The 25,305-nt window shown below is 70.1% G+C and carries 27 protein-coding genes and 1 tRNA gene; 13 read left to right on the top strand and 15 right to left on the bottom strand.

Annotated features, from left to right (window positions below):
• Positions 1–134 precede the first annotated feature (134 nt).
• From apaG to ybaK, 3 genes are all read left to right on the top strand, one after another.
• Positions 135–527 (top strand): Co2+/Mg2+ efflux protein ApaG, encoded by a 393-nt coding sequence (gene apaG / locus JN22_RS19380; protein ID WP_085555505.1) that lies wholly within the window; start codon positions 135–137, stop codon positions 525–527.
• Positions 528–765: 238 nt separating this feature from the next.
• Positions 766–1,398, top strand: a complete 633-nt coding sequence (gene folE, locus JN22_RS19385; protein WP_085557246.1) for a GTP cyclohydrolase I FolE — start codon at positions 766–768, stop codon at positions 1,396–1,398.
• 181 nt (positions 1,399–1,579) lie between these two features.
• Positions 1,580–2,062, top strand: coding sequence for a Cys-tRNA(Pro) deacylase (gene ybaK, locus JN22_RS19390; protein ID WP_179166193.1), 483 nt, complete (start codon positions 1,580–1,582; stop codon positions 2,060–2,062).
• A 49-nt stretch (positions 2,063–2,111) separates the two neighbouring features.
• Here the strand turns inward: ybaK and JN22_RS19395 are convergent.
• Both JN22_RS19395 and JN22_RS19400 read right to left on the bottom strand, forming a co-directional pair.
• A tRNA-Arg gene (locus tag JN22_RS19395) sits at positions 2,112–2,188 on the bottom strand.
• A gap of 68 nt (positions 2,189–2,256) precedes the next feature.
• Entirely contained in the window at positions 2,257–2,973 is a 717-nt protein-coding gene (locus tag JN22_RS19400; protein WP_085555506.1) for a sulfite oxidase-like oxidoreductase, read from the bottom strand.
• Positions 2,974–3,133: 160 nt separating this feature from the next.
• On the opposite strand from JN22_RS19400, the gene JN22_RS19405 reads away from it, so the two are divergent.
• Both JN22_RS19405 and JN22_RS19410 read left to right on the top strand, forming a co-directional pair.
• Complete coding sequence (locus tag JN22_RS19405) at positions 3,134–5,473, top strand: mechanosensitive ion channel domain-containing protein (protein ID WP_143268362.1); 2,340 nt, start codon at positions 3,134–3,136, stop codon at positions 5,471–5,473.
• 131 nt (positions 5,474–5,604) lie between these two features.
• A complete protein-coding gene (locus JN22_RS19410) occupies positions 5,605–6,075 on the top strand; it encodes a low affinity iron permease family protein (RefSeq protein WP_085555508.1) in 471 nt (156 codons plus the stop codon).
• Between the two features lie 18 nt (positions 6,076–6,093).
• Here JN22_RS19410 and JN22_RS19415 read toward each other — a convergent pair whose 3' ends face one another.
• Positions 6,094–6,636, bottom strand: a complete 543-nt coding sequence (locus tag JN22_RS19415) for a DUF2244 domain-containing protein (RefSeq protein ID WP_085555509.1) — start codon at positions 6,634–6,636, stop codon at positions 6,094–6,096.
• 82 nt (positions 6,637–6,718) lie between these two features.
• Positions 6,719–7,144, bottom strand: coding sequence for a hypothetical protein (locus JN22_RS19420; protein WP_085555510.1), 426 nt, complete (start codon positions 7,142–7,144; stop codon positions 6,719–6,721).
• 327 nt (positions 7,145–7,471) lie between these two features.
• On the opposite strand from JN22_RS19420, the gene nth reads away from it, so the two are divergent.
• Positions 7,472–8,119 carry an endonuclease III gene (gene nth, locus JN22_RS19425; RefSeq protein WP_223677794.1) on the top strand — a complete coding sequence of 216 codons (648 nt, stop codon included), beginning with the start codon at positions 7,472–7,474 and terminating at the stop codon, positions 8,117–8,119.
• 101 nt (positions 8,120–8,220) lie between these two features.
• Here the strand turns inward: nth and JN22_RS19430 are convergent, their stop codons facing one another.
• From JN22_RS19430 to JN22_RS19445, 4 genes are all read right to left on the bottom strand, one after another.
• On the bottom strand, positions 8,221–9,078 hold the full coding sequence (locus tag JN22_RS19430) for a bactofilin family protein (protein ID WP_085555511.1): 858 nt from the start codon (positions 9,076–9,078) through the stop codon (positions 8,221–8,223).
• A gap of 123 nt (positions 9,079–9,201) precedes the next feature.
• Positions 9,202–9,879 (bottom strand): EI24 domain-containing protein, encoded by a 678-nt coding sequence (locus JN22_RS19435; RefSeq protein ID WP_143268363.1) that lies wholly within the window; start codon positions 9,877–9,879, stop codon positions 9,202–9,204.
• 142 nt (positions 9,880–10,021) lie between these two features.
• Positions 10,022–11,278, bottom strand: a complete 1,257-nt coding sequence (fabF, locus tag JN22_RS19440; protein WP_085555512.1) for a beta-ketoacyl-ACP synthase II — start codon at positions 11,276–11,278, stop codon at positions 10,022–10,024.
• On the bottom strand, positions 11,275–11,778 hold the full coding sequence (locus JN22_RS19445) for a winged helix-turn-helix transcriptional regulator (protein WP_085555513.1): 504 nt from the start codon (positions 11,776–11,778) through the stop codon (positions 11,275–11,277). The genes fabF and JN22_RS19445 overlap by 4 nt, the downstream gene beginning before the upstream one ends.
• Positions 11,779–11,916: 138 nt before the next feature.
• Between JN22_RS19445 and JN22_RS19450 the strand changes: the two genes are divergently transcribed.
• The gene (locus tag JN22_RS19450; RefSeq protein WP_085555514.1) at positions 11,917–12,912 is read left to right on the top strand and encodes an adenosine kinase; all 996 of its coding nucleotides are present in this window, start codon (positions 11,917–11,919) and stop codon (positions 12,910–12,912) included.
• 66 nt (positions 12,913–12,978) lie between these two features.
• Here JN22_RS19450 and JN22_RS19455 read toward each other — a convergent pair whose 3' ends face one another.
• Positions 12,979–13,467 (bottom strand): hypothetical protein, encoded by a 489-nt coding sequence (locus JN22_RS19455; RefSeq protein ID WP_223677795.1) that lies wholly within the window; start codon positions 13,465–13,467, stop codon positions 12,979–12,981.
• A 140-nt stretch (positions 13,468–13,607) separates the two neighbouring features.
• On the opposite strand from JN22_RS19455, the gene JN22_RS19460 reads away from it, so the two are divergent.
• The 4 genes from JN22_RS19460 (at position 13,608) to JN22_RS19475 (ending at position 16,464) form a co-directional block, all read left to right on the top strand.
• Complete coding sequence (locus JN22_RS19460; RefSeq protein WP_085555515.1) at positions 13,608–14,153, top strand: hypothetical protein; 546 nt, start codon at positions 13,608–13,610, stop codon at positions 14,151–14,153.
• Between the two features lie 95 nt (positions 14,154–14,248).
• Positions 14,249–15,166: a sulfite exporter TauE/SafE family protein gene (locus tag JN22_RS19465; RefSeq protein WP_085555516.1), complete on the top strand. Its 918-nt coding sequence runs from the start codon at positions 14,249–14,251 to the stop codon at positions 15,164–15,166.
• Positions 15,166–15,933: a TIGR02186 family protein gene (locus JN22_RS19470; RefSeq protein ID WP_085555517.1), complete on the top strand. Its 768-nt coding sequence runs from the start codon at positions 15,166–15,168 to the stop codon at positions 15,931–15,933. Before JN22_RS19465 ends, JN22_RS19470 begins: the two co-directional genes overlap by 1 nt.
• 27 nt (positions 15,934–15,960) lie before the next feature.
• Positions 15,961–16,464 (top strand): universal stress protein, encoded by a 504-nt coding sequence (locus JN22_RS19475; RefSeq protein WP_085555518.1) that lies wholly within the window; start codon positions 15,961–15,963, stop codon positions 16,462–16,464.
• Between the two features lie 29 nt (positions 16,465–16,493).
• On the opposite strand, the gene phoB is transcribed toward JN22_RS19475, so the two are convergent.
• The 6 genes from phoB to JN22_RS19505 form a co-directional block, all read right to left on the bottom strand.
• Entirely contained in the window at positions 16,494–17,198 is a 705-nt protein-coding gene (phoB, locus tag JN22_RS19480; RefSeq protein WP_085555519.1) for a phosphate regulon transcriptional regulator PhoB, read from the bottom strand.
• Positions 17,199–17,525: 327 nt separating this feature from the next.
• Positions 17,526–18,344 (bottom strand): phosphate ABC transporter ATP-binding protein PstB, encoded by an 819-nt coding sequence (pstB, locus tag JN22_RS19485; RefSeq protein ID WP_085555520.1) that lies wholly within the window; start codon positions 18,342–18,344, stop codon positions 17,526–17,528.
• A gap of 3 nt (positions 18,345–18,347) precedes the next feature.
• A complete protein-coding gene (gene pstA / locus JN22_RS19490) occupies positions 18,348–19,646 on the bottom strand; it encodes a phosphate ABC transporter permease PstA (RefSeq protein ID WP_085555521.1) in 1,299 nt (432 codons plus the stop codon).
• A complete protein-coding gene (gene pstC, locus JN22_RS19495; RefSeq protein ID WP_085555522.1) occupies positions 19,639–21,021 on the bottom strand; it encodes a phosphate ABC transporter permease subunit PstC in 1,383 nt (460 codons plus the stop codon). Before pstC ends, pstA begins: the two co-directional genes overlap by 8 nt.
• 107 nt (positions 21,022–21,128) lie before the next feature.
• Positions 21,129–22,169 (bottom strand): PstS family phosphate ABC transporter substrate-binding protein, encoded by a 1,041-nt coding sequence (locus JN22_RS19500; protein ID WP_085557250.1) that lies wholly within the window; start codon positions 22,167–22,169, stop codon positions 21,129–21,131.
• A 183-nt stretch (positions 22,170–22,352) separates the two neighbouring features.
• Positions 22,353–23,909: an ATP-binding protein gene (locus JN22_RS19505; protein WP_085555523.1), complete on the bottom strand. Its 1,557-nt coding sequence runs from the start codon at positions 23,907–23,909 to the stop codon at positions 22,353–22,355.
• A gap of 178 nt (positions 23,910–24,087) precedes the next feature.
• Between JN22_RS19505 and JN22_RS19510 the strand changes: the two genes are divergently transcribed.
• A complete protein-coding gene (locus tag JN22_RS19510; RefSeq protein ID WP_085555524.1) occupies positions 24,088–24,732 on the top strand; it encodes a helix-turn-helix domain-containing protein in 645 nt (214 codons plus the stop codon).
• Complete coding sequence (locus tag JN22_RS19515; RefSeq protein WP_085555525.1) at positions 24,729–25,259, top strand: GNAT family N-acetyltransferase; 531 nt, start codon at positions 24,729–24,731, stop codon at positions 25,257–25,259. The genes JN22_RS19510 and JN22_RS19515 overlap by 4 nt, the downstream gene beginning before the upstream one ends.
• Positions 25,260–25,305 lie beyond the last annotated feature (46 nt).

Raw genomic sequence — 25,305 nt, forward strand, 5'->3', positions numbered from 1 at the left:
ACAGGGCGGTGTTCCGGGCTTCCGGACGCGGCCCTCCGCCGATCCGGCCCCTCATTCTGGACAGGGGATGACCCCCGCCCTTATGCTGGTCGCCTTCCGCGATTCGTCATGCCAGCAAAGCTCCAGGCCGCGCCATGTACACCGCCGTCACCCGCGCCATCCGCGTCACCGTCCAACCCGTGTTCCTGGAGGACCAGTCGGCCCCCGCCGAGGGGCGCTACGTCTGGGCCTACCATGTCCGCATCGAGAACGAGGGCAGGGAGACGGTGCAGCTCCGCACCCGCCACTGGCGCATCACCGACGCCATGGGCCGCGTGCAGGAGGTGCGCGGGCCGGGTGTGGTCGGCGAGCAGCCGGTTTTGGAACCGGGCGGTCATTTCGAATACACCAGCGGCACGCCGCTCGGCACGCCGTCGGGCATCATGGCCGGCAGCTACGGCATGGAATCGTCGGATGGGCGGCCGTTCGACGTGACGATCCCGGCCTTCTCGCTCGACAGCCCGCACCAGCCGATGCGGCTGAATTGATGTTTTTCCCGCCGCCGTGATCGTCCCAGGGTTGAAAGCGGCGAAACCAATGCCATGTCGATTTCGCCGAAAGGCGGATGACGGGGCGGCTTTCCGTTGAACGGCCTATGATCCGCGCGAGGCCCGGCATCGTATCGATGCGCAATCCGGATCACTCCCAACCGAATCCGGACATCGAGAACCAGCCACCGAAAGGTTTTTCCCCGTGACGGCTCCCAAGATTCCGCTCGTTGAGAACGTGCTTCGCGGCCCCGGCGGACTCCCGCGCTCCGGCGCGTCCGAGACCACGCGCCCGTCCCGCGCCGAGGCGGAGGAGGCCGTCCGCACCCTGCTGCGCTGGGCCGGCGACGACCCGGCGCGCGAGGGGCTGCTCGGCACGCCCGACCGCGTCGTCCGCTCCTACGAGGAGTTCTTCGCCGGCTACGGCACCGACCCGGTCGAGCTGCTCCAGCGCACCTTCGAGGAGACCGACGGCTACGACGAGATGGTCGTGCTGCGCGACATCCGGGTGGAGTCCTACTGCGAGCACCACATGGTGCCGATCATCGGCAAGGCGCACGTCGCCTACCTGCCCAAGCACCGGGTGGTCGGCATCTCCAAGCTGGCCCGGCTCGTCGAGGCCTACGCCAAGCGCCTGCAAATCCAGGAGAAGATGACGGCGCAGATCGCCAACACCCTCGACCAGGTGCTCCAGCCGGAGGGTGTCGCGGTGGTGATCGAGGCGCAGCACCAGTGCATGACGACGCGCGGCGTCCACAAGACCGGCGTCACCATGGTGACCAGCCGCATGCTCGGCGCCTTCCGCACCGACCCGTCGACCCGGCGGGAGTTCCTGACCATGATCGGCAACCCGTCCTCGCGCGGCGAATAAGGGCGGCGCTCGCGGTTGACGCAACCGGCGCCCTCTCTGCTAAAGTTTCGTGCGTTTAATAAGAAACGCACGAAACTTTAGCCTTTTGATGACGAGCGGATTCACGCTCCAAACCGATTCCGGTTTTACGCGATCCGCTCTAAGCTCGCGCCTTCGACAGTGCGGAAAGCGGCAGGGGGCGATGGCGGCGAAGGTGACACCGGCGGTCAACGCGGCGAAGGCGGCGGGGGTGAGCTACCGGCTGCTCGAATATGTCTACGATCCCGCCGCCGACGCCATCGGCCTGCACGCCGCGTCGGCCCTCGGGCTGGATCCGGCCATCGTCTACAAGACGCTGATCGTCCAGCTCGAGCCCAAGGGGCTGGCCTGCGCGGTGATCCCGGTGGCGGCGAAGCTGGATTTGAAGGCCATCGCGGCGGCGGCCAAGGCGAAGAAGGCCGACCTCGCCGACCCGGCGCTCGCCGAGAAGACCACCGGCTACATGGTCGGCGGCATCAGCCCGCTCGGCCAGAAGAAGGCGCTTCCGACCTTCGTCGACGCCAGCGCCGAGGGCCTGCCCGAGATGGTGGTGAACGGCGGCCGGCGCGGCTTGCAGATCGTCCTGGCGCCGGCCGATCTGGCCAAGGCGACCAGGGCGGTGGTCTGCCCGATCACGGCGCATTGAGCCGTGCGTCGGGTGCTGGGCGCCAAAGGCGTTGAGCGTTGAAAGGGAATGGCGACCCCGGCAGGACTCGAACCTGCTGCCCCAAGTTTAGGAAACTTGTGCTCTATCCAGATGAGCTACGGGGCCGCTGCGCACGACCATAGCGGCTTTGGCGCGGGATGCCAACCGCGCAGACGAGGCTGCGCGCGGCCGCCTCAGTCCGAATAGCGCTCCTCCGTCCAGGGGTCGGCATGGTTGTGGTAGCCGCGGACCTCCCAATAGCCCGGACGGTCCTCCGCCAGCAGCTCGATCCGCTTCACCCACTTGGCGCTCTTCCAGAAATAGAGCCTGGGCAGGACGATGCGCACCGGGCCGCCATGGTCGCGGCCGATCGGTTGCCCCTGCCATTTGGTCGCCAGCAGAACGCCGTCCGCGTCGAAATCCGCCAGCGCCACGTTGGTCGTGTAGCCGTCCGACGAATGGAAGACGACGAAGCGCGCCTCCGGCTTCGGCCGGGCCAGCGCCAGCAGGCGGCGGGCGCTCACCCCCTCCCACCGGTTGTCGTAGCGCGACCAGGTGGTGACGCAGTGGATGTCCGACAGGAATTGCTCCTGCGGCTGCGCCTGGAGATCGTCCCAGCGCCAGGACAGCGGGCTCTCCACCAGACCGTCCACGGTCAGGCTCCAGCTCCGCTCGGTCACGCCGGGCGTGACGCCGAGGTCGAGCACCGGCCAGTCCTCGACCAGCCGCTGGCCGGGCGGCAGGCGGTCGCGGGCCGGGTCGGCGGCCTGCCCGGTCAGCGCGCGGCCGTCGCGCGCCCATTGCTCCTTGGCGGCGACCAGCCTGGGGCGGACGGCGCCCTCGCTGCCGGGATCGGCGGGTTCCGCCGGGGCTGGAGACGCGCCGGGAGTCTTCGGGGGAATCTCGGCCATGGCCGGTCCTCGCGCAGTGAAACGTGACAGGAAACGGGCGGCGGCCCGCAGCCGTGACTTAAAAAAGGTCCCGCCGGTCGGGTTGGCAAGCGGGTAAGGGGAGATTAACTTCCCGAAGCTCCGATGACTGCCGAGTGACCTGTTGATGGATCGGTACCGAATGCCTGCCGCACGCTCCCGCTGGTCGACCCGCCTTCTCGGCGGATTGGCGGCCCTGCTTCTGCTGGCCCTGTCCTGTGGACTGTCCGCGCCCGGCTTCGCCGCGGCCCCCGCCGCCGGCGGGGCGCCGCTCCCCGTGGCGGCCCCGGCGGCATCCGGCGGCGCGCCGGTCGCGGCCGGCGAGCCGACGATCCAGCAGCTGGAGGCGATGGTCTCCACCCTGGAGAATCCGGAGGCCCGCGCCCGGCTGGTCGAGCAGCTCCGCGCGCTGGTCGCCGCGCAGAAGGGGCTGACCCAGGCCAAGGAGGCGGAGGGCGAGTCGGCCCTGCCGCAGACCATCGGCGCCAAGGCGCTGTCCTTCCTGGCCGAGCGCATGGATGTGGTCAGCCGGCAGCTCGTGCAGGTCGCCAACGTCTTCGCCGACCTGCCGGGCGCCATTTCCTGGGTGCAACGCCAGATCGAGGATCCGTCGGCGCGCGAGCGCTGGGTGCAGATCGGCATCCAGCTCGCCCTGATCCTCGCCATCGGGGCGGTGGTCGGGTTCGGGGTCCGCCGTCTGCTGAACCGGCCGCGCCACGCGCTGGCCGCCCGTCCGGTCTCCTCGACGCTGGTGCGCATCCCGCTGCTGCTCGGCCGCGCGCTGCTGGAGCTGGCGCCGATCGTCGCCTTCATCGTCGTCGCCTACACCATCCTGTCGGTGACCGAGCCGGGGCCGCGCGTGCGGCTGGTCGCGCTCGCCGTCGTCAACGCCACCGTCATCATCCAGGTGCTGCTGATCGGCGTGCGCCTGCTCTTCGCGCCCGAGGCGGCCAACCTCCGCCTGATCCGCACCAGCGACGAGGGCGCGCGCCGGGCCTACATCTGGACGCGCCGCCTGATCGCCGCCGCCGTCTACGGCTATTTCCTGGCCGAGGGCGCCTATGTGCTGGGCCTGCCGCTCGGCGCCTACGGGGCGCTGCTGAAGCTGCTGGGCGTGGTGATCGCCGGCATGCTGATCGTGCTGATCCTGCAAAACCGCGTCGGCGTCGCCGAATGGATGCGCGGCAACCCGCTGTCCGGCAACGGCGACCCGCTGGCCACCGCCCAGCGCGAGGCCGAGGGGCAGGGCGCCGTGCTGCGCACGGCGCGGCGGCGCTTCGCCGACATCTGGCACGTGCTGGCAATCCTGTATGTGGTCGTCACGCTGGGCGTCTGGGTGCTGAACGTCTATGGCGGCTTCGAGTATCTCGCCCGCGCCACCGCCATCACCGTGGTCGCGGTCGCCGTCGCCCGGCTGCTGGTCGGCGGGCTGAACCGCACGCTGCGGCGCGGCCTTCGCATCAACCGCGAGATGCAGGGCACCCTGCCGCAGCTGCACGAGCGCGCCTACTTCTACCTGCCCATCGTCCAGCGCTTCGGCAAGACGGTGATCTGGGTGGTGGCGCTGGGCGTGGTGCTGAACGGCTGGGGCATCGACACGCTGGCCTGGGCCGAGTCGGCGATCGGCCGGCGCATCGTCGGCAGCGTCGTCTCGATCAGCCTGCTGCTGGCCGGCGCCGTGGTGGCCTGGGAGGTCGTCAGCGCGATGATCGAGCATTTCCTCGCCTCGACCGACCGCAACGGCACGAAGATCGAGCGCAGCGCCCGCATGCGCACCCTGCTGCCGCTGCTGCGCAACGCCTTCCTGATCCTGCTGGTGACGATGGTGTCGCTGATCACGCTGTCGGAACTGGGCGTGAACATCGCGCCGCTGCTGGCCGGCGCCGGCGTCGTCGGTCTGGCCATCGGTTTCGGCTCCCAGACGCTGGTCAAGGACATCATCACCGGCCTGTTCATCCTGTTCGAGGACACGGTGTCGGTCGGCGACTCGGTGGATGTCGGCGGCGGCCATTCCGGCACGGTGGAGGCGATCTCGATCCGTTCCATCCGCCTGCGCGACGGATCGGGCGCCGTGCACTCCGTGCCGTTCAGCGCCGTGACCACGGTGAAGAACATGAGCAAGGACTTCTCCGTCACCCTCTTCAACGTGACGGTGTCCAACCGCGAGGATCCCGACCGCATCATCGCCGTGCTGAAGGAGATCGGCGCCTCGGTGCAGGCCGAGCCGCAGTTCGCCGCCGACATCCTGAACCCGCTGGAGGTTCTCGGCGTCGACAAGCTGTCGGACACCGGCATCAACATCCTGGCCCAGTTCAAGACCCGTCCGACCCGCCAGTGGGGCGTCGCCCGCGAGTTCAACCGCCGCATGAAGAAGCGGTTCGACGAGCTGGACATCTCCATGCCGACCCAGTCGATGCAGCTCGTCGTCGGCCAGAACACCCACGACCGCGCGCTGGCGGAGGCGCTGAGCCAAGGGTCCTGACGCGAAAGACCGGCGACCGCCCTACACCGAACGAAACGCGAAACGTTCGGCGGGCCCGCGCGTTTATTCCCCATGGCCGTCCCCTCGCGGGACGGCCGGTCCGGGACGACGCGGCGGGGAGTGGACGTTCGATGAGCGAGGTGTTTTCCCGTTTCGCCCGCTGGATGGAGCGCCTGTCCGGACGGCCGGGCGCCTTCGTCACCGCCTTCGGCGTGGTGCTGCTGTGGGGCGCCACCGGGCCACTGTTCCACTTCTCCGACACATGGCAGCTGGTCATCAACACCGGCACGACGATCGTGACCTTCCTGATGGTGTTCGTCATCCAGAACGCCCAGAACCGCGACACCCAGGCGATCCACCTGAAGCTCGACGAGCTGATCCGCGCCAGCAAGGCCGCGCGCAACGGCATGATCGATCTGGAGAATCTGCCGGAAAGCGATCTCAGGAAGGTCAAGGACAGCTTCGAGAAGCTGGCCAGGACCGCCGACTGCCTCGACCACCGGATCGACGAGAAGCTCGAGAAGGCGGTCGAGCGCGAGGTGGAGCGCGAAGTCGACGAGGAGTTGACCGAACGCGGCCTCACCACCGACGGCCGGGGCTGACGACCCGCCCGGCCGCCCCTATCCGGCGGGGGCCGGCGGGCAGGGCGGGCGGCGCCACGCCCGCAGCGCCTCGTCCAGAGCGCGCGCGAAGGCCGTCCGCTCCGCCGGCGACAGGAAGGCGCCGACGCCGACCGACTGCCCGTGCGAGGACAGCGTGACCTGCCGCCCCTCCGCCGACCGCTCGTCGTGGCTGACCCTCAGCCAATGGGGATGGAAACGCCAGCGCCGTTCCGGCGCCTTCCAATGGACCCGCTGCACCGTCAGCTCGGCCTCGGTCAGGCGGACGCGCTCGTACTGGCGGGCGGCGCGGTAGTTCACGCGGAAGGCCAGCCACAGAACCAGCACGTCGAGCCCGCAGAAAGGGATGACCGGCCACGCCCCGTTCGCGGCGAAGACGCCGGCCACCATGAGATTCAGCAGGATGACGACGCCCATCAGCGTCCGGAAGCCGCCGCGCCCCAGGCTGCGGTGGGGGTGGAGGATGGCGTCGAAGAACAGGCGGGACGGTCCGACGCTCGCGGATGCATCCCCGGGCGTGTCGGTTGGCCGGTCGCTGGGCATCGGCGGATGGTAACGGAGAAGCTTCTGCGGAGAAACGGCGCGATCGGGGGATCAGGCCTCGCCTCGCGTTCGGGACGCCAGCTTACGCCGCCCGCGACACCAGCGGAATCGCCCCGCCATGGAGCACCCAGGCCATGGCGCTCCCGCAATCCGCCTCGAAGCCGTCGGGCTGGACGAAGATGCGCACCTGATCGTCGGTGCCGGCCTCGATCATCGCGTCGGCGAGGACCGACGCCCATTGCCAGTCGCTGAGCAGGATGGCGCAACGCTGGTGCCCGCAGGTCCGCGCCAGCCGCATCAGCCCGACCAGCAGTTCCGGGCGGAAGCCGCCCTCGGCCTGGAAATGGTCGAACTCGATCAGGCTGGTCCAGGCGCGCTTCTGAAGGGCGTAGGCCGCGCATTCATGCTCAACCCGGCGGATCAGCGTGTCGCGCTGCCCGACGGAAAGGGCGCCCTGAAGCCGCAGACGCAAGCCCCAGTCCAGCACCTCCACCTGGAAGGTTCCCATGTCCGCCTTCTCCCCCAAGCCCGGGACCGAGTCCCGCCGCCATCGCCGCCGATCAAGACCGCCGCCAATCGTTTCGGAAACGGTTCTTTTTCTTGGGCGTCCGCCGAACAAACCGGCGACGATCACAGGAATAGCAAAACGGACAACCGGACGAAAGGCCGGATTCTTTACGAAATCTGTCGAAGCATGTTGACGCTCAAGGGAACCACCGCCGGTTTACACGAAGGAGACTCGAAATGTGATGAAATTCGCGAAAAATATACTCCGCTTCCCGGCAATCCGCCGCCCCGGCACAGCCGCCGCTGGCCGGAACGGCGGCTTGCGGCTATGCTCGCGCCCATGAAGCCCGCCGCCATCCAGGAATTCTTCCGCCGCCTCGCCGCCGTCAACCCGGAACCGCGCAGCGAGCTGGAGTACGTCAATCCCTACACGCTGCTGGTCGCCGTCGTGCTGTCGGCCCAGGCAACCGACGTCGGCGTCAACAAGGCGACCGGACCGCTCTTCCGCACCGTCACCACGCCGCAGGCGATGGTCGCGCTGGGGGAGGAGAGGCTGCGCGGCTTCATCAAGACCATCGGCCTGTTCAACACCAAGGCCAAGAACGTCATCCGCCTGTCGGAACTGCTGATTGAGCGCCACGGCGGCGAGGTGCCGCGCGACCGCGAGGCGCTGGAGCAGCTTCCCGGCGTCGGCCGCAAGACCGCCAACGTCGTCCTCAACGTCGCCTTCGGCGAGGAGACCATCGCCGTCGACACCCACATCTTCCGCGTCGGCAACCGCACCGGGATGGCTCCCGGCAAGACGCCGGACGCGGTGGAGGCGAAGCTGCTGAAGGTGGTGCCCAAGCCCTACCGGCGGCACGCGCACCATTGGCTGATCCTGCACGGCCGCTACGTCTGCAAGGCGCGCAAGCCCGACTGCCCGGTCTGCACGGTCGCCGACCTCTGCGCCTTCAAGGACAAGATCATCGCCTGACGGGCGCGGCCCCGGTTTTTCCGCCCCGACGGGATTTTCTCATGAAAACGCCCGGCGCGGCGGGTGCCGGCCGGGCGCGTTCGGGCGCGGGCGCGCGACGGTCAGATGGCGTCCGCCGGAACCGCGACCGGGATCTCGACCGGAGCCGGAGCCGACGTCGGAGCCGGGGCGGCGGCCTTGGGGGCCGCGCTGTAGATCTGGATGTCGCCGCGCAGCTGGCCGCCGGCCTCGACCGCCAGCTCGCCATACTTGATCGAACCGGTGATCTTGCCGGTCGCGCGCACGGTCAGCCGGCCGCGCACGGCGATGTCGCCCTCGAAGCGGCCGCCGATGTCGGCCTCGTCGATCTCGACCGAGCCCTTGAACAGGCCGCCGTCGGCGATCTCGATGGAGCGGCCCTCGCGCAGCTTGGCCTCCACCGTGCCCTCGACCACCAGCACGTCGCAGGAGCCGATCTCGCCCGACAGGGAGATGTCGCGGCCGACGATCAGGCGGCGCTGCTCCGGCAGGGGAGCCAGCGGGGCCGCCGCCGGGGCACCCAGCGGCGCGCCGAGCGGGGCGGAGGGGCTGCCGAGACCGGCCGGCTGGCGCGGGGACACGCCGGGGACGTCGACGGTGCGGCGCGGCACGTCGGTCTTGAAACCGGCGCCCGGAAGGGACGGAGCGGTCGGGGGCTTCGGGCTGCTGCTGTTCATCTCGGGTCCCTTGACGGAAGGCGTCGGAGCGGAAGAGGGGGGCTGGGCGGCGGCCAGGGCGGCGCTCATGCCTCCAGCCGGAGCGGGAGCCGGCGCGGGTGCTGACGCTGGTTGGGGGGCGGACGGCGCGGGCGTCGCCAGCGAGGCCAGGGGCGACAGGGTGGTGGCCGGCTCGGCGGGCCGGGCGACGGGCGCGGGTGCCGGAGTCGCGGCGACGCTGTCGGGTTTGGGCGCGGCGGGCGGAGTCTTTCGTCCGAACAGCATGAACGGTGATCCCCAATCAGGAAACGCGGGTGGGCTGACGGCCGACGCCGCGCGTGGACACGGCGTTCCGTCGGATCGTCCGGTGAGCCCGGACGCGACCGCGCCGCTAGCGGCGTAACACGGTCATCCGGCCCGCCGCAAGGGGCCTGTCATGGACTGGAGGACATGGACCATGAAGGCACTGGCGACGACCGGGACCAGCAGGTTGACGAAGGGAATCGACGAAAGAAAGGCGATGATGACGCCGGCCAAAAAAGGTTTCAGCGGGTACGACCGCCGCAACGCCCGCGCTTCGCGCCGGTCCATCCGGCGGTGGGCCACCATCTCGAAATACTCGCGGCCCAGCAGATAGCCGTTGACCGTGTAGAAGACGACGAGATTCAGGCCGGGGGCGGCGATGTAGAGCGGCAGGGCAACGAGGTTGACCGCCAGCACCAGCGCCAGGAAGCGCAGCGCCGTCCACAGATCGGCCAGCCAGCCGCTGGGGCGCGGCGGCGGCAGGTGGGGGTAGTGGCGGGCCTCGACCCGGCCGACCACCTCGTCCAGGAAGAAGCTCGACACCGTACCGACCGTGGCCGGAAACAGCAGCCACGCCAGGATCAGCACGACCAGCCCGCCCAGCAGGTCGACGACGCCGTCGACCCAGACGTTGCCGGTCAGCGGCGTGTGGAACAGCGCCCACCAGACGGAAACGGACAACAGGGCGTAGGCCAGCGCCGAGGACAGCACGGCGATCCACACCACCCGGCGGGCGCGCGGGTCGGAGAGCTGGCCGAAGGCAAGGAACAAAGCGCGGATCATGCGGGGTTCCGTGTAAGGAAAGGGCGGCGCCCGCTTATCTACGGTGCCGCCTCCCCGCGTTCCAGGCTGCACCGCCCGATTTCCCGGCCACGTCATGCCCGTGCCGGCACGGGCATGACGGAACGGGGAAACCGACGCCCCGTCAGGGCGCCGGGCTGAACAGCAGGGCGGCGTTGGTCCCGCCGAAGCCGAAGGAGTTGGACAGGACGTGGCGGATCCGCCGCTCCTTGGGAACCAGCGGCACAAGGTCGAGGTCACAGCCCTCCGACGGGTTCTCCAGGTTCAGCGTCGGCGGCGCCACCTGGTCGCGCAGCGCCAGGATGCCGTAGATCGCCTCCACGGCACCCGCCGCGCCCAGCAGATGGCCGGTCGCCGACTTGGTCGAGGACATCGACACCGAACCGGCCGCCGCCCCGAACAACCGCTTGACCGCGAGGATCTCCACCGGGTCGCCGGCCGGGGTCGAGGTGGCGTGGGCGTTGACGTAATCCACCGCGTCCGGCGCCACGCCGGCCCGCTTCAGCGCGGCGCGCATCGCCCGGAAGGCGCCGTCGCCGTCCTCGGCCGGCGAGGTGATGTGGTGGGCGTCGCCCGACATCCCGTAGCCCGTCACCTCGGCGTAAATCGTGGCGCCGCGGCGCCTGGCGTGCTCCAGCTCCTCCAGCACCAGCACGCCGGCGCCCTCGCCCATGACGAAGCCGTCGCGGTCGCGGTCCCACGGGCGCGACGCCCGCGCCGGGTCGTCGTTGAAGCCGGTGGACATGGCGCGGGAGGCGCAGAAGCCGGCGATGCCGAGCCGGCAGATCGCCGCCTCGGTGCCGCCGGCCAGCATGACGTCGGCGTCGTCCGACGCGATCAGCCGCGCCGCGTCGCCGATGGCGTGCGCGCCGGTGGCGCAGGCGGTCACCACCGCGTGGTTCGGCCCCTGGAAGCCGAAGCGGATCGAGACGTGGCCGGACGCCAGATTGATCAGGTTCGACGGCACGAAGAAGGGCGAGACGCGGCGCGCCCCCTTCTCGTGCAGGGTCAGCGCCGTTTCGGCCAGGCCGGGCAGGCCGCCGATGCCGGAGCCGATCATCACCCCGGTGCGCTCCAGCGCCTGCTGTTCGGTCGGGCGCCAGCCGGAATCGGCGACGGCCTCCTCGGCGGCGGCCAGCGCCAGCAGGATGAAGCGGTCCATCTTGCGCTGGTCCTTGGGCGGCACCACCGCGTCGGGGTCGAAGGCCCCCTCGCCGGCAGCCGGGATGTGCCCGGCGATGCGGCAGGGCAGGTCGCCGGTCTCGAAGCCGGACAGCGCGCCGATGCCGCTGTCGCCGTTCAGGATGCGGCGCCAGTTGTGGGCCACGCCGGTTCCCAGCGGAGTGACGGCGCCCAGGCCGGTGACGACCACTCGTCTCATCGAACGTCTTCCCTGTGTTGTGTGCCGGTGTGGTGTTGTGTGCCGGTGTGGTGCGTGCCCGCATGGCTCGCCATGTCGGCCGCGACCCGCCCGGCGGCAATGGGGCGGCCGCTGTCGCGGTCGACCAGCAGCGGACGGACGGTCGCCCCGCTGTCCTTGCAGACCAGCCGGAAGGCCCCCTCCGGCATCAGCCAGCGGTTGCCCCACTCCGCCATCGCCAGCAGCACCGGCAGGAAGTCGCGGCCCTTGTCGGTCAGCCGGTACTCGTGGCGCAGCGGCCGCTGCTGGTAGGGGTGGCGCTCCAGCAGCCCGGCCTCGACCAGCGCCCGCAGGCGGCGGGCCAGCATGTTGGTGGCGAGCCCGACGCCGCGCTGGAACGCGTCGAAGCGGGTGCTGCCGAGCATGGCGTCGCGCAGGATCAGCAGCGTCCACCAGTCGCCGACCGCGTCGAGGCTGCGGGCGATGGGGCAGGGGGCGTCGGCGAGGCGGGTGCGCTTCATGGCGGCGACTGTCCCACAGTCACTTTCATGATGCAAGCGACCGCCCGGCCGGCGCGCTTGTGAACGACGACGCCGCCGCTATACTCGCGCCGCAACGCGAATCCCTCCCCGACACGCATATCACATCAAGGAGCGCCCATGGCCTCGGCCGCCTACGACGTCACCGGCATCGGCAACGCCATCGTGGACGTCATCGCCCACGCCGACGACGCCTTCCTCGCCGCCAACGCCATCGAGAAGGGCGCGATGACCCTGATCGATTCCGCCCGCGCCGAGGAGCTGTACGGCCGCATGGGGCCGGGCGTCGAGGTGTCGGGCGGCTCGGCCGGCAACACCATGGCCGGCATCGCGCTGCTCGGCGGCGCGGGCGCCTACATCGGCAAGGTCGCCAAGGACCAGCTCGGCGACGTGTTCGGCCACGACATCCGCGCCTCGGGCGTCGCCTTCGCCAGCGCGCCGCTGCTTGGCGGGGCGCCGACCGCGCGCTGCCTGATCCTGGTGACGCCGGACGCCCAGCGCTCGATGAACACCTACCTCGGCGCCTGCGTCGAGCTGGGTCCGGAGGACGTCGACGAGGCGCTGATCGCGTCGTCGCAGGTCACCTATCTGGAAGGCTACCTGTGGGACCCGCCCGGCGCCAAGGAGGCCTTCCGCAAGGCGGCCGCCATCGCCCACGCCGCCGGACGCAAGGTGTCGCTGTCGCTGTCCGACAGCTTCTGCGTCCACCGCCACCACGCCGAGTTCGTCGATCTGGTGGAGACGCACGTCGACATCCTGTTCGCCAACGAGCACGAGATCGGCGCCCTCTACGGCACCGACCGCTTCGAGGACGCGCTGGAGGCGGTGAAGCGGCTGGGCAAGACCGCCGCCCTGACGCGCAGCGAGAAGGGCTCGGTCATCGTCTCGGCCGGCTCGGTCGTCGAGGTTCCGGCGGAGCCGGTCGGGCGCGTGGTCGACACCACCGGGGCGGGCGACCTCTACGCCTCCGGCTTCCTGTTCGGCTTCACCCGCGATCTTCCACCGGCGGTCTGCGGGCGCATCGGCGCCATCGCGGCGGGCGAGATCATCAGCCATGTCGGCGCCCGGCCGGAGGCGGACCTGCGCGCGCTGATCGCCGCCAAGGGCCTGCTGTAACGCGTCCTGCGTCCCAAAATGCAGTTGCGGCGCACCGCGATTGCATTTTGGGAGGCGACCGCGCTCCTACATCTGCCCTTCCACCTCCGGCCGCTCCGGGGTGGTGACCCTCTTCGTCAGCAGATCCGACGCAGTCTGCGGATCGGGAGCGGCGACCGCCCAGCGCGCCGGCCGGTCGTCGCGCGGCACCGTGAGAAGCCACAGCTTGTCCTTCTCGCCGAAGCGTTCGCTCAGAAGCTCATACTCCCGCCGCCCCTCGCCGCGCAGCGCGTTCAGCCGCGTCTGCGCCGCCTCGACCTCCTCCTGCTTGTCGGCCAGCGCCTTTTCCAGGTGACGCAACGCCCCGTCCTGCTGGCGCACCGAGCGGCGGACGCTGCTGAGGTCGCGCTCCAGATCGGCGTGGCGCTTGTCGAGCACGGCGCGGCGGCGCTGGACCATCAGGACATGGCGCGCGGCGCGCGCGGCCGAGGCCAGGATCCAGGCCAGACAGGCCAGGAGCAGCAGCGTTTCCAGCACCGGAACCATCAGATCCACGCGACCGAGGGCGGCGTTCATGACGGGCACTCCAAAACCGTGGCGTCTCCGGCGACGGGCCGCTTCCGCGACGGCCCCGGCAGCGCCGCGGCCGGCATGATCCTTGCTGCTCCCGTGCCCGGATGAGGGAACGGCAGCAAGCGGCATGCCAGGAGGAGGCGATGACGATCGAAGGATTTTTCGGAGCGGTCCTGCCGGTCGCGGCGATGCTCGGGATGACGGCGCAGCTCGCCTTGCTCGGCGTCCGTCGCGGCTGGGAGGCCATGGCCGGGCTGGACCAGGCGCGCCGGGCGCTCACCCCCCTGCACGAGCGGTGGACGTTGGAGAACGAAGCCCTCCAGGAGGTCCGCCGCAAGGTGGAGGACGCCGAAAAGCGCCTCTCCATCGCCGAGCAGACCCTGCGGCAGACACAGCGCGAGATCGCCAGGACGGAGGGCGCGCCTCCCAGCTTCCTCCACCGCCTGGGCCAGCCCGGACCCGGCGTCCGGCCCTTCCGGGCCGAGGTCAGCTTCGACAGCGCCAGCGCGCGCGCCGTCGGACGCGCGGTCAACCCGGTCTGGTTCCAGGCCAACCGGCTGATCATCCACGCCACCGACCTCGACGCCGCGCGGCGCGAGGCCGACCGCGCCTTTCCCGACAAGGGCGGCTTCATGAAGAGCTTCAACGCCTCCGCCGGCGCCATGGCCCGCGTCTCCTCCGGGCGCTGACCGCGGCGCCCCGACCGCGCGGCGTCGACCCGGCTTCCGCCGGCCGGCCGGGTCGGGTAAGCTGCCCCACCTTTCCTGGCCGGCGATCCCCTCCCATGCAAGTCTATCTGCCGATCGCCGAGATGTCGGTCAACGCGCTGCTGGTGCTCGGCATGGGGTGGCTGGTCGGCTTCCTGTCGGGCATGTTCGGGGTCGGCGGCGGCTTCCTGATGACGCCGCTGCTGATCTTCATCGGCGTGCCGCCGGCCGTCGCGGTCGGCACCCAGGCCAACCAGCTCGTCGCCGCCAGCGTGTCGGGCGTGCTGGCCCACTGGCGGCGCGGCAACGTCGACGTCAAGCTGGGGGTGGTGATGCTGGCCGGCGGCGTGGTCGGCACGGCGCTCGGCGTCTGGATCTTCGCGATCCTCCAGCGGCTCGGCCAGATCGACATCGCCATCACCCTGTCCTACGTCTTCTTCCTCGGCACCATCGGCGGCATGATGCTGGTGGAGAGCAGCCGCGCCCTCATCCGGCGCCGCGCCCCCACCGCAAGGCGCGGCAAGCTGCACCGCCACATCTGGCTGCACGGCCTGCCCTTCAAGATGCGGTTCCAGCGCTCCAAGCTCTACATCTCGGCGCTGCTGCCGGCGGGGATCGGGCTGGTCGGCGGCATGCTGGTGGCGATCATGGGCATCGGCGGCGGCTTCCTGCTGGTGCCGGCGATGATCTATCTGCTGAACATGCCGGCGGGTCTGGTGGCCGGCACCTCGCTGTTCCAGATCATCTTCACCACCGCCGCCGCCACCCTGTTGCAGGCCGCCACCAACCAGACGGTCGACGCCATGCTGGCCCTGCTGCTGCTGATCGGCGGCGTCACCGGCGCCCAGTCCGGCACCAAGATGGGAAGCCGGCTGCGCGGCGAGCAGGCCCGGCTGCTGCTGTCCTGCATCGTCGTCGCGGTGGCGCTGAAGCTGGCCTGGGATCTCTTCGCCCGGCCGGAGGATCTCTTCACCCTGACCTCGGGAATGACGTGATGGTTTCGCTGTCGAAACGTCGTCTGGTCCAGGGGGCGGCGGCGCTGGGCGGGCTGCTGCTGGGCGGCACGCTGGCGGCCACCGTGTGGGCCCAGCAGCTCGTCGCCGACCTGTCGAGCCACCTGATCGCCATCACCACCGGCTTCACCGGAACCGAGGTCGTGCTGTTCGGCACCACCGACGGGGCGGGCGACGTCGCCATCGTCGTCACCGGCCCGCGCGTGCCCGCCACCGTCCGCCGCAAGGAGCGGATCGCCGGCATGTGGATCAACACCGACAGCGTGCGCTTCGAGCAGGTCCCCAGCTTCTACACGGTGGCGACCAGCCGGCCGCTCGACCAGCTCGTCGGTCGCCCGGTGCTGGAGCGCCACCAGATCGGCCTGCCGCAGCTCCAGCTCGGCCCGCGCGAGACGCTGGAGCCCGACGAGCTGGCGGCCTTCCGCGCCGCCCTGATCCGCAACAAGCAGCGCGCCGGCCTCTACGCCCTGACCTTCGGGCAGGTCGCCTTCCTGGGCGACCGGCTGTTCCGCACCAACATCTATTTTCCAGCCAACGTCCCGACGGGGTTGTACAATGTCGAGGCGCTGCTGATCCGCAACGGCGAGGTGGTGAGCGCCCAGACCACGCCGCTGGTGGTGTCGAAGATCGGCTTCAGCGCCGAACTCTACGACATCGCCCGCCACCGTCCGGTCGTCTACGGGGTGGCCGCGGTGGTCGGCGCGGTCGCGGCCGGCTGGGCGGCGGGCGCCGCCTTCCGCCGCGTGTGAACGACAAAAGAACCAAGGGGGGTTGAGATGACCGAGACGACCGAAACCTCGCCGCCGACCTCGCCGCCGCCGGTGCGCATCTTCCTGGTCGTCGTCGACGACAGCCCGGAGCTGAAGGTGGCGCTGCGCTACGCCTGCCTGCGCGCCCGCAAGTCGGGCGGCAAGGTGGCCCTGCTGACCGTGCTGGAGCAGGGCGAGATGCAGCATTGGCTGGCGGTGGAGAACCTGATCCGCGAGGAGCAGCGCAACGAGGCCGAGCTGATGCTCCAGAAGCTGGCCCGCGAGGTCAACCAGCTCACCGGCACCCTGCCGGCGCTCTACGTCCGCGAGGGCAACCCGCACGAGGAGGTGCTGGCCCTGATCGCCGAGGAGCCGAGCATCTCCATCCTGGTGCTGGCCGCCGGCACCGACCCGGAGGGGCCGGGGCCGCTGGTGTCCTACTACACCGGGCGGGGGCTGGGAAAGCTGCGCATCCCGCTGACCATCGTGCCGGGCGGCCTGAGCAACGATGCGCTGGACGCGATCACGTAAGGATGGGAGGCGGGGTTTCCCGCCGCCCCTCACACCGTCTTGGTGTCGAGCGCGTAGCCGGCCGACCGCACGGTGCGGATCAGGTCCAGCTCGGTCTCCTCGTTCATCGCCTTGCGCAGGCGGCGGATGTGGACGTCGACGGTGCGCGGCTCGACATAGACGTCGTGGCCCCACACCAGATCGAGAAGCTGCTCGCGCGAGAAGACCCGCCCCGGATGCTGCATGAAATGGCGCAGCAGGCGGAATTCGGTCGGGCCGAGATGCACGTCGCGGCCGTTGCGCCGCACGCGGTGGGCCGCCAGATCCATCGTCACGTCGGCGAACTGGAGCGTTTCGTCGGTCATCCCCGGCGAGGCGCGGCGCAGCACCGCGCGCATGCGGGCGACCAGCTCGGTCGGTGAGAAGGGCTTGGTGATGTAGTCGTCGGCGCCGGAGTTCAGACCGCGCACCCGGTCGCCCTCTTCCCCGCGCGCCGTCAGCATGATGATCGGGATGTCGCGGGTCTTGGCGTTGCGGCGGAGCTGGCGGCAGACCTCCAGCCCGCTCATCAGCGGCAGCATCCAGTCGAGCAGGACGATGTGCGGGGTCTGCTCCCCGGCCAGCAGCAGGGCTTCCTCGCCGTCGGTGGCGGTGGCGACGCGGAAACCCTCTTTTTCCAGATTGTACTTCAGCAGGGTAACGATGTCGGCCTCGTCCTCGACGACGAGGGCGAGCGGCTTCAACGCCGCGTTCATGGTGGCTCCGTTCACTGCGCGCGGCTCGACATTACCCAGCATCTTCGCTTCCTTCAACACGACAACTTCAAGTCCGCCTGGAACGCCCTCTCCCGCCCCGGGAGAAGGAGGGGACCCACGGAGCGGGGAGGGTGAGGGGCTATCGGTGGCATGGATCGAACCGCACGCCCGATCGCCCCTCACCCTTCCCACCGCTTCGCGGTGGGCCCCGAGGTCGCTCGCAAGTCTCGCGACCGCGCGCCACCTACGATCGCCTTCGGCGCTCGTCCGGCCTGCGGCCGTCGACTCTGCGCCCTCTCCCGGGGCGGGAGAGGGACACGCAAAGAATCAGCCGTAGCGGCCGGTGATGTAGCCCTGGGTGCGCTCGTCGCGCGGGTTGGTGAAGATCTCCTCGGTGTCGTCGCACTCCACCATGTCGCCCAGATGGAAGAAGGCGGTCTTCTGCGAGACGCGGGCCGCCTGCTGCATGTTGTGGGTGACGATGACGATGGTGAAGTTCTCGCGCAGCTCGTCGATCAGTTCCTCGATGTGGGCGGTCGCGATGGGGTCGAGCGCCGAGCAGGGCTCGTCCATCAGGATCACCTCGGGGCTGACGGCGATGGCGCGGGCGATGCACAGGCGCTGCTGCTGGCCGCCGGACAGGCCGGTGCCGGGCTCGCGCAGGCGGTCCTTCACCTCGTTCCACAGGCCGGCGCGCTGGAGCGACTTCTCGACCACCTCGTCCAGCTCGTCGCGGCCCGACGCCATGCCGTGGATGCGCGGGCCGTAGGCGATGTTGTCGTAGATCGACTTGGGGAAGGGGTTCGGCTTCTGGAACACCATGCCGACGCGGGCGCGGAGCTGCACGGCGTCGATCGACTTGCCGTAGATGTCCTCGCCGTCGAGCGCGATCAGTCCCTCGACCCGGCAGTTCTCGATGGTGTCGTTCATCCGGTTGAGACAGCGCAGGAAGGTCGACTTGCCGCAGCCCGACGGGCCGATCAGCGCCAGCACCTTGTTTTCCTGAATCTCGACGTTGATGCCCTTCAGCGCCTGCTTGGCCCCGTAGAACACCTTGACGTCGCGGGCGATCATCTTGTTCGGCACGGCCGGGGCCGAGCGCACGGCGGCCGGGGCGCCGGTGTGGGTCTGGGTATGGACGCTCATGGCTTACCACCGCCTCTCGAATTTCTTGCGCAGGAAAACGGCCAACCCGTTCATCAGGATCAGGAAGCCGAGCAGGATCATGATCGCCGCCGAGGTGCGCTCCGTGAAGGCGCGCTCGGGACTGTCGGCCCACATGTAGATCTGCACCGGCAGCACGGTGGCGCTGTCGGTCCAGCCGTGCGGGATGTCGACGATGAAGGCGACCATGCCGATCATCAGCAGCGGCGCCGTCTCGCCGAGCGCGCGGGCCATGCCGATGATGGTGCCGGTCAGGATGCCGGGCATCGCCAGCGGCAGCACATGGTGCGTCACCGTCTGCAAGGGCGAGGCGCCGATGCCCAGCGCGGCCTCGCGGATCGAGGGCGGCACCGACTTGAGCGCGACGCGGGCCGAGATGATGATGACCGGCAGGGTCATCAGCGCCATCACCAGACCGCCGACCAGCGGCGCCGAGCGCGGCAGGCCGAAGAAGCCGAGGAACACCGCCAGGCCGAGCAGGCCGAAGATGATCGACGGCACGGCGGCGAGGTTGTTGATGTTGACCTCGATCAGGTCGGTCCACTTGTTCTTCGGCGCGAACTCCTCCAGGTAGACCGCCGCGGCGATGCCGATGGGAACCGACAGCGACATGGTGACCAGCAGCGTCAGCAGCGAGCCGACGATGGCGCCCCAGATGCCCGCCTGCTCGGCCTCGCGGCTGTCGCCGGCGCTGAACAGGGTGGTGTTGAAGCTCTGCACCAGCGCGCCCTTGGCGACCAGCGCGTCGACCGCGGCGATCTTGGCGTCGTTCAGCCGGCGCTCGGACTCCGGCCCGCTGCGGGTGAAGTAGCCCTTCACGAACTGGTCGACCTCGTCGTCCGCGCGCACCCAGACGGTCCGGGTGGTGCCGACGATCGACGGGTCGCGCGTCACCATCGCTTCCAGCTCATAGGGCGCGCCCGACGACAGCAGCTCGTTCAGCGTGCGGCGCGCACTGCGCTCGGTGATCTCCGGGAACTGCGCGTAGAGCCCCTGGCGCAGGATGGCGGTGTAGTTGCGCTCCTCGACCTGCGCCTTGTCGAAGGCCACCTCGACGCGGACCTGGGCCTGCCAGAAGGCGGTGTAGCCCTTGGTGACGATCGAGCTGAGCAGGACCACCAGCATCAGCGAGGCGATGGCGATGGCGGCGATGCCGGCGATCTTGAAGTTCCGCTCGGCGGCGTAGCGGGCGCGCAGCCGGCGGGCAAAGGCCTCGCTCTGGTAATGGGATTTGGCGGCGGTGACGGACATGGCCCGCGTATCCTGTTGCACGAGATCAGTCATATTTCTCTCGATACTTCTGGACCACCCGCAGGGCGACCATGTTGAGGGAGAGCGTGACGAGGAACAGCACGAGGCCGAGGCCGAAGGCCGACAGCGTCTTGGGGCTGTCGAACTCCTGGTCGCCGACCAGCAGCGTGGCGATCTGCGTCGTCACCGTGGTGACCGCCTCCAGCGGGTTGGCCGTCAGGTTGGCGGTGAGGCCGGCGGCCATCGTCACGATCATCGTCTCGCCGATGGCGCGGCTGACCGCCAGCATCACCGCGGCGACGATGCCGGGCAGGGCGGCGGGCAGCACGACCTGGCGGATCGTCTCCGACTTGGTGGCGCCCAGGCCGTAGGAGCCGTCGCGCAGGGACTGCGGCACCGCGTTGATGACGTCGTCCGACAGCGAGCTGACGAAGGGGATGATCATCACGCCCATGACGATGCCGGCCGACAGCGCCGATTCCGAGCTGACGTCGAGGCCGAGATTCTGACCCATTGTGCGCACGAAGGGCGCCATGGTCAGGGCGGCGAAGAAGCCGTAGACCACGGTCGGGATGCCGGCCAGAATTTCCAGGATCGGCTTCAGCCAGGTGCGGACAGTCGGGTTGGCGTATTCCGACATGTAGATGGCGGACATCAGCCCGATCGGCACGGCGACGACCATGGCGATCACGGTGATCAGCAGCGTGCCGGCGAACAGCGGGATGGCGCCGAAGGAGCCCGACGAGCCGACCTGGTCGGCGCGCATCGCCATCTGCGGGCTCCAGTGGGTGCCGAACAGGAACTCCAGCGGCGACACGGCGGAGAAGAAGCGCAGCGCCTCGAACAGCAGCGACAGCACGATGCCGACGGTGGTCAGGATGGCGACCATCGAGCAGACGATCAGCGCGATGCTGACGACCCGCTCCACCCGGTTGCGGGCGCGGAGATCCGGGCCGATGTGCTGGCGCCCGTAGGCCAGCCCGAGCGCCGCGAGGCTGGCGCCGATGACCAGCAGGCTCCAGCCGCTGATGGCGTGCAGCGCGTTGTAGTGCTTGGCGGCGGCGGCGACGTCGGGGTCGGACTCGCGGCCCGTCGAGATGCCGTGGGCGATGTTGAGGATGTCGGCCTTGAGCAGGCTGAGGCTCTGGGTGTCGCCCGTCGTCAGGCGCGCGGGCAGGGAGGCCAGGACCATCTGCATGATCAGCCAGCCTTCCGACGCGGTCCACAGCACGAACAGGAACAGGGCCGGCAGGCCGGCCCACAGCGCGACGTAGAAGCCATGATAGGAGGGGACGGAATGAAGCTCGACGACGCGCCCGCCAACGGAGGCGGCCGCCCGCGTCCGGCCCATCTGGAAGCCGATCACGGTGAGCAGGGCCAATATCAGGACAAGAACGGTGATCTGCATGCGGAACCGCCGGGGCCAGGGCGAAGGTCGGGGGCGAGGACAATGCCCGCTTCGATACGGCGGGCGGCGGCCCCGATCAAGGCCGCCGCCCGCGCGTCACGGCAGGATCAGAGCTGCAACGGCGTCAGGTTCATGGCCGAGGTGCGGGCCGCGTCGCGGGCGTCCTTCGGCTCGGCGATCAGGCCCTTGTCGGACAGGTAGCCGTCGTCGCCGACCGCGCGCTCCGAGGTGTACTCGGCGATGAACTCGCGGATGCCGGGGATGACGCCGGCGTGCGCGTTCTTGACGTAGACGTAGAGCGGACGCGACAGCTCGTACTTGCCGCCGGCGACGTTCTGGGCGGTCAGCTCGACGCCGTCCATCTTGGCGGCCTGGAGCTTGTCGCGGTTCTGGTCGATGTAGCTGTAGCCGAACACGCCGAAGGCCGACGGGTTGGCGTTCAGCTTCTGGACGATCAGGTTGTCGTTCTCGCCGGCCTCGACGTAGCCGCCGTCTTCGCGGATGGTCATGCAGGCCTTCTCGAAGGCCTTGTCGTCGGTGACGATCTTCTTGACCTCGGGAACCTTCTTGCAGCCTTCGAGCATGGCCAGCTCGTTGAAGGTGTCGCGCGTGCCGGAGGTCGGGGGCGGGCCGAGCACCTCGATCTCGGCGTTCGGCAGCTTCGGATCGATGTCCGACCACTTCTTGTAGGGGTTGGCGACCATCTTGCCGTCGACCGGCACGTCCTTGGCCAGCGCCTTCCAGATGACGGCGGTGGTCAGCTCGATCACCGGGGCCTTCTTGGAGTAGGCCAGCGCGATGCCGTCGAAGCCGATCTTCAGCTCGGTGATCTGCGTGACGCCGTTGGCGGCGCACTGCTCGACTTCCGACTTCTTGATGCGGCGCGAGGCGTTGGCGATGTCCGGGTGGGCCGGGCCGACGCCGGCGCAGAACAGCTTCAGGCCGCCGCCGGTGCCGGTCGACTCGACGACCGGGGTCTTGAACTTGCCGCCCTTGCCGAAGGCCTCGGCGACGGCGGTGGTGAAGGGAAACACGGTCGAGGAGCCGACCGCGCGGATCTGGTCGCGCGACTGGGCCTGGACGGTGCCGGTGGCGGCGACGGACAGAGCCACGGCGGCGGCCGCGGTGAAGACGTGCTTCCTGGTGATCACGGGTAATCCCTCCGATGAACCGGTGGCCGATGGCCGGTGGAGTTGGGGCGCGGCCCGCTGGGCTGGCGCCGGGTTGCGGCCGGGTTCGTGCCCGGTCGCGTTGGGCCGGACCTTAGTCGGGGAGGGCGACGCAATGATTACGGTTCAATGACAGTTTCGTGACGGCGACCGCTGGATGTCCTAGCCGGCCGTCCGCCGTTCCGCCTGGGCGGCGGCGCCGTCGGCGGCGGAAGACAGGGAGGGGGCGGCGGCGGGCAGATAGGCGGTGAAGGCGCTGCCCACCCCGACCTCGCTCTCGATGGTCAGCCGGCCGCGATGGCGGTTGAGGATGTGCTTGACGATGGCCAGCCCCAGCCCGGTGCCGCCCATCGCCCGCGAGCGCGCCGCGTCGACCCGGTAGAAGCGTTCGGTCAGACGCGGCAGGTGGGTGCGGGCGATGCCGTCGCCCTGGTCGCGCACCGCCACCGACACCATGGCGGTGCCGCCCCGTCCGCCGCGCCGCCCGGCGGCGGGCAGCCCGGTGAAGCCGACCGCCGCCCCGTCGACCAGCGCCGCCGACACCGTCACGTCGGTGTCCTCGCGGGTGTACTTGATGGCGTTGCTGACCAGATTGAGGAAGACTTGCGTCAACTGGTCCTGGTCGCCGATGACCGCCGGCAGCCCCTCCGGCGCGTCCAGCCGCAGGCGGATCCGGCGCTGGGCGGCCTTCAGCTCCAGGCTGGCGATGACGTTCTCCAGCTCCTCCACCACGTCGACGCGGCCGTTCGGCGGCATGTGCTCGTCCAGCTCGATGCGCGACAGCGACAGCAGGTCGCTGACCAGGCGGGTCATCCGGCTGGCCTGATCCTGCATGATCGAGAGGAAGCGCTCCTGCGCCTCGGAATCGTCGCGGGCGGGGCCGCGCAGCGTCTCGATGAAGCCCAGCAGCGAGGACAGCGGCGTGCGCAGCTCGTGGCTGGCGTTGGCGATGAAGTCGGCGCGCATCTGCTCGGACCGGCGGGCGGCGGTGACGTCGTGCAGCGTCAGGATCGCCATGCGCGCGACGGTCGCGGCCGGGGCCGGACCCTCGGCCTCCGCGCCCGGATTCGGGACCGGATCGAGCGTCCGGTCCGGGGCGGGCAGAGTGCGCTGGAACGGTTTCACCTGCGCCTCGAAGGTGCGCTCCACCGGAACCGGCAGGGTGAATTCGATGACGCGGGAGGCGCCGCCGCGCAGCACGGAATCCACCGCCTCCAGGACGTTCGGGTTGCGCAGGGTCGAGGCCAGCTCCCGCCCGACCACCTTGTCGCCGAACAGGCCGCGCGCCGCGAGGTTGGCGCGGGTCACCTGCCGCTCGGCGTCGATCAGCAGCAACGGGTCGTGCAGCGCGTCGAAGATGGAAGCGTTGGCGTCGAGCTGCGCCTGGACCCGTTCGGTCCGCCGCGCCCCCACCCGGTGCAGCCGGGCGACGGCGGCGGTCAGTCCGGCCAGCGCCGATGGAACGCCGGGCGGAGTCGCCGGGACGTCCCCGCTTTCCCCGCCGAGCCGGTTGGCGTAGTCGGTGACGGCGGCGATGTCGCGGTGATGGCCACGCACCGCCAGGACGGCCCCGGCCAGCCCCAGCGCCCCGCCCCCGAAAGCCGCGAGGCCGGACAGACCGCCGGTGCGGACCGCGAGCACCAGCGCGACCAGCAGGGGCGCCAGCATCAGGATGAGGGCGAGGATCAGGCGGGGGGGCGGCATCGCCTTGAGGCGCATGGGCGGCACCGGGGTGATGGAGGGAAGGAACGATCCGCCCTTCTACACCATCACGGTCGTAGGCGCGCGACGGTCAAAAAAGATTCACATGGCGCGTGGCGGCGCGGATTCGGGAGCGGATCCAGGGTGGGCTCCGGGCCGGATCCTGGGCGGCTTCGCCGCCATTGACTCCGGTAAAATGGATGATAATTCTATTATAATAGAAAACACCGGATCGACCATCGACGCCCGCCTCGCCGCCCGACTGCGGGGACTGCGGGGCGAGCGCAACCTCACCCTCGACGGGCTCGCCGCGCGGGCCGGCGTCAGCCGCTCGATGATCTCGCTGATCGAGCGCGGCCAGAGCAGCCCGACCGCCAGCGTGCTGGAGCGGCTGGCCGCCGGCCTCGGCGTGACGCTCGCCTCGCTGTTCGCGGAGGAGGAGCGGCCCGACGCGCCCCCCGTCGCCCGGCGGGCCGACCAGACCGTCTGGCGCGATCCGGAGAGCGGCTATCGGCGCCGCAACCTGTCGCCCCCCGGTTTTCCGTCACCGATCGAACTGGTCGAGGTGGTCCTGCCGCCCGGCACCCGCGTCGCCTACGACAGCGCTTGGCGCGCCGCCGCCGTCCACCAGCAGCTCTTCATTCTGGAGGGGGAGATCACGCTGACGGTGGGCGACGACACCCACCGGCTGGCGGCCGGCGACTGTCTGGCGATGCGGCTCGACCGGCCCACCCGCTTCCACAACCCCGCCACGGTCCCGGCGCGCTACCTCGTGGCCCTCACCACCGAAGCCGCGCCAGCCGGGCAGGGCGATGCCAAACGCCGAGGAGTCCCGCCATGACCGAACACAGCCTGTCCATCCGTTCGCTCGGCGCCGAGGAGGCGGTCCGCCGAAACGCCGAGCTGGCCGCGCTTCTCATCGATTGCGTGGAGGGCGGGGCGTCCGTCGGCTTCCTGCTTCCGGTCGACCGGGAAAGGGCCGGCACCTTCTGGCGGACAGTCGCCGAGGGGCTTGCCGCCGGCAGGCGGATCCTGCTGGTCGCCGAGGACCAGGCGGACGGCAGCCTGCTGGGCACGGTGCAGATCGTGCTCGGCCAACCGGAGAACCAGCCGCATCGCGGCGACCTGTCCAAGATGCTGGTTCACCGCCGCGCGCGGCGGCGGGGCATCGGCGCCGCCCTGATGGACGCCGCCGAGGATGCGGCGCGGTCGGTCGGGAAGACGCTGCTGGTGCTCGACACCTCGACGAAGGAGGCCGAACGCCTGTACGAGCGCGCCGGCTGGGTGCGGACCGGAACAATCCCCGGCTACGCCCTCATGCCCGACGGCCGTCCCGGCCGGACAACCTTCTTTTACAAGCATCTCTGAGTTCGAGAGGCACACCCGTCCTGACCGGGCTTGGCCCGGTCAGGAC

It is taken from the genome of Azospirillum agricola, from assembly GCF_020005195.1.
GTDB classification, from domain to species: Bacteria; Pseudomonadota; Alphaproteobacteria; order Azospirillales; family Azospirillaceae; genus Azospirillum; species Azospirillum agricola.

Coding starts and splice junctions, on each gene's coding strand:
- apaG (WP_085555505.1), top strand. CDS start 135: ATGTACACCGCCGTCACCCGCGCCATCCGCGTCACCGTCCAACCCGTG.
- ybaK (WP_179166193.1), top strand. CDS start 1,580: ATGGCGGCGAAGGTGACACCGGCGGTCAACGCGGCGAAGGCGGCGGGG.
- JN22_RS19400 (WP_085555506.1), bottom strand. CDS start 2,973: ATGGCCGAGATTCCCCCGAAGACTCCCGGCGCGTCTCCAGCCCCGGCG.
- JN22_RS19405 (WP_143268362.1), top strand. CDS start 3,134: ATGCCTGCCGCACGCTCCCGCTGGTCGACCCGCCTTCTCGGCGGATTG.
- JN22_RS19410 (WP_085555508.1), top strand. CDS start 5,605: ATGAGCGAGGTGTTTTCCCGTTTCGCCCGCTGGATGGAGCGCCTGTCC.
- JN22_RS19415 (WP_085555509.1), bottom strand. CDS start 6,636: ATGCCCAGCGACCGGCCAACCGACACGCCCGGGGATGCATCCGCGAGC.
- JN22_RS19420 (WP_085555510.1), bottom strand. CDS start 7,144: ATGGGAACCTTCCAGGTGGAGGTGCTGGACTGGGGCTTGCGTCTGCGG.
- nth (WP_223677794.1), top strand. CDS start 7,472: ATGCTCGCGCCCATGAAGCCCGCCGCCATCCAGGAATTCTTCCGCCGC.
- JN22_RS19430 (WP_085555511.1), bottom strand. CDS start 9,078: ATGCTGTTCGGACGAAAGACTCCGCCCGCCGCGCCCAAACCCGACAGC.
- JN22_RS19435 (WP_143268363.1), bottom strand. CDS start 9,879: ATGATCCGCGCTTTGTTCCTTGCCTTCGGCCAGCTCTCCGACCCGCGC.
- fabF (WP_085555512.1), bottom strand. CDS start 11,278: ATGAGACGAGTGGTCGTCACCGGCCTGGGCGCCGTCACTCCGCTGGGA.
- JN22_RS19445 (WP_085555513.1), bottom strand. CDS start 11,778: ATGAAGCGCACCCGCCTCGCCGACGCCCCCTGCCCCATCGCCCGCAGC.
- JN22_RS19450 (WP_085555514.1), top strand. CDS start 11,917: ATGGCCTCGGCCGCCTACGACGTCACCGGCATCGGCAACGCCATCGTG.
- JN22_RS19455 (WP_223677795.1), bottom strand. CDS start 13,467: ATGAACGCCGCCCTCGGTCGCGTGGATCTGATGGTTCCGGTGCTGGAA.
- JN22_RS19460 (WP_085555515.1), top strand. CDS start 13,608: ATGACGATCGAAGGATTTTTCGGAGCGGTCCTGCCGGTCGCGGCGATG.
- JN22_RS19465 (WP_085555516.1), top strand. CDS start 14,249: ATGCAAGTCTATCTGCCGATCGCCGAGATGTCGGTCAACGCGCTGCTG.
- JN22_RS19470 (WP_085555517.1), top strand. CDS start 15,166: ATGGTTTCGCTGTCGAAACGTCGTCTGGTCCAGGGGGCGGCGGCGCTG.
- JN22_RS19475 (WP_085555518.1), top strand. CDS start 15,961: ATGACCGAGACGACCGAAACCTCGCCGCCGACCTCGCCGCCGCCGGTG.
- phoB (WP_085555519.1), bottom strand. CDS start 17,198: ATGAACGCGGCGTTGAAGCCGCTCGCCCTCGTCGTCGAGGACGAGGCC.
- pstB (WP_085555520.1), bottom strand. CDS start 18,344: ATGAGCGTCCATACCCAGACCCACACCGGCGCCCCGGCCGCCGTGCGC.
- pstA (WP_085555521.1), bottom strand. CDS start 19,646: ATGACTGATCTCGTGCAACAGGATACGCGGGCCATGTCCGTCACCGCC.
- pstC (WP_085555522.1), bottom strand. CDS start 21,021: ATGCAGATCACCGTTCTTGTCCTGATATTGGCCCTGCTCACCGTGATC.
- JN22_RS19505 (WP_085555523.1), bottom strand. CDS start 23,909: ATGCGCCTCAAGGCGATGCCGCCCCCCCGCCTGATCCTCGCCCTCATC.
- JN22_RS19510 (WP_085555524.1), top strand. CDS start 24,088: ATGGATGATAATTCTATTATAATAGAAAACACCGGATCGACCATCGAC.
- JN22_RS19515 (WP_085555525.1), top strand. CDS start 24,729: ATGACCGAACACAGCCTGTCCATCCGTTCGCTCGGCGCCGAGGAGGCG.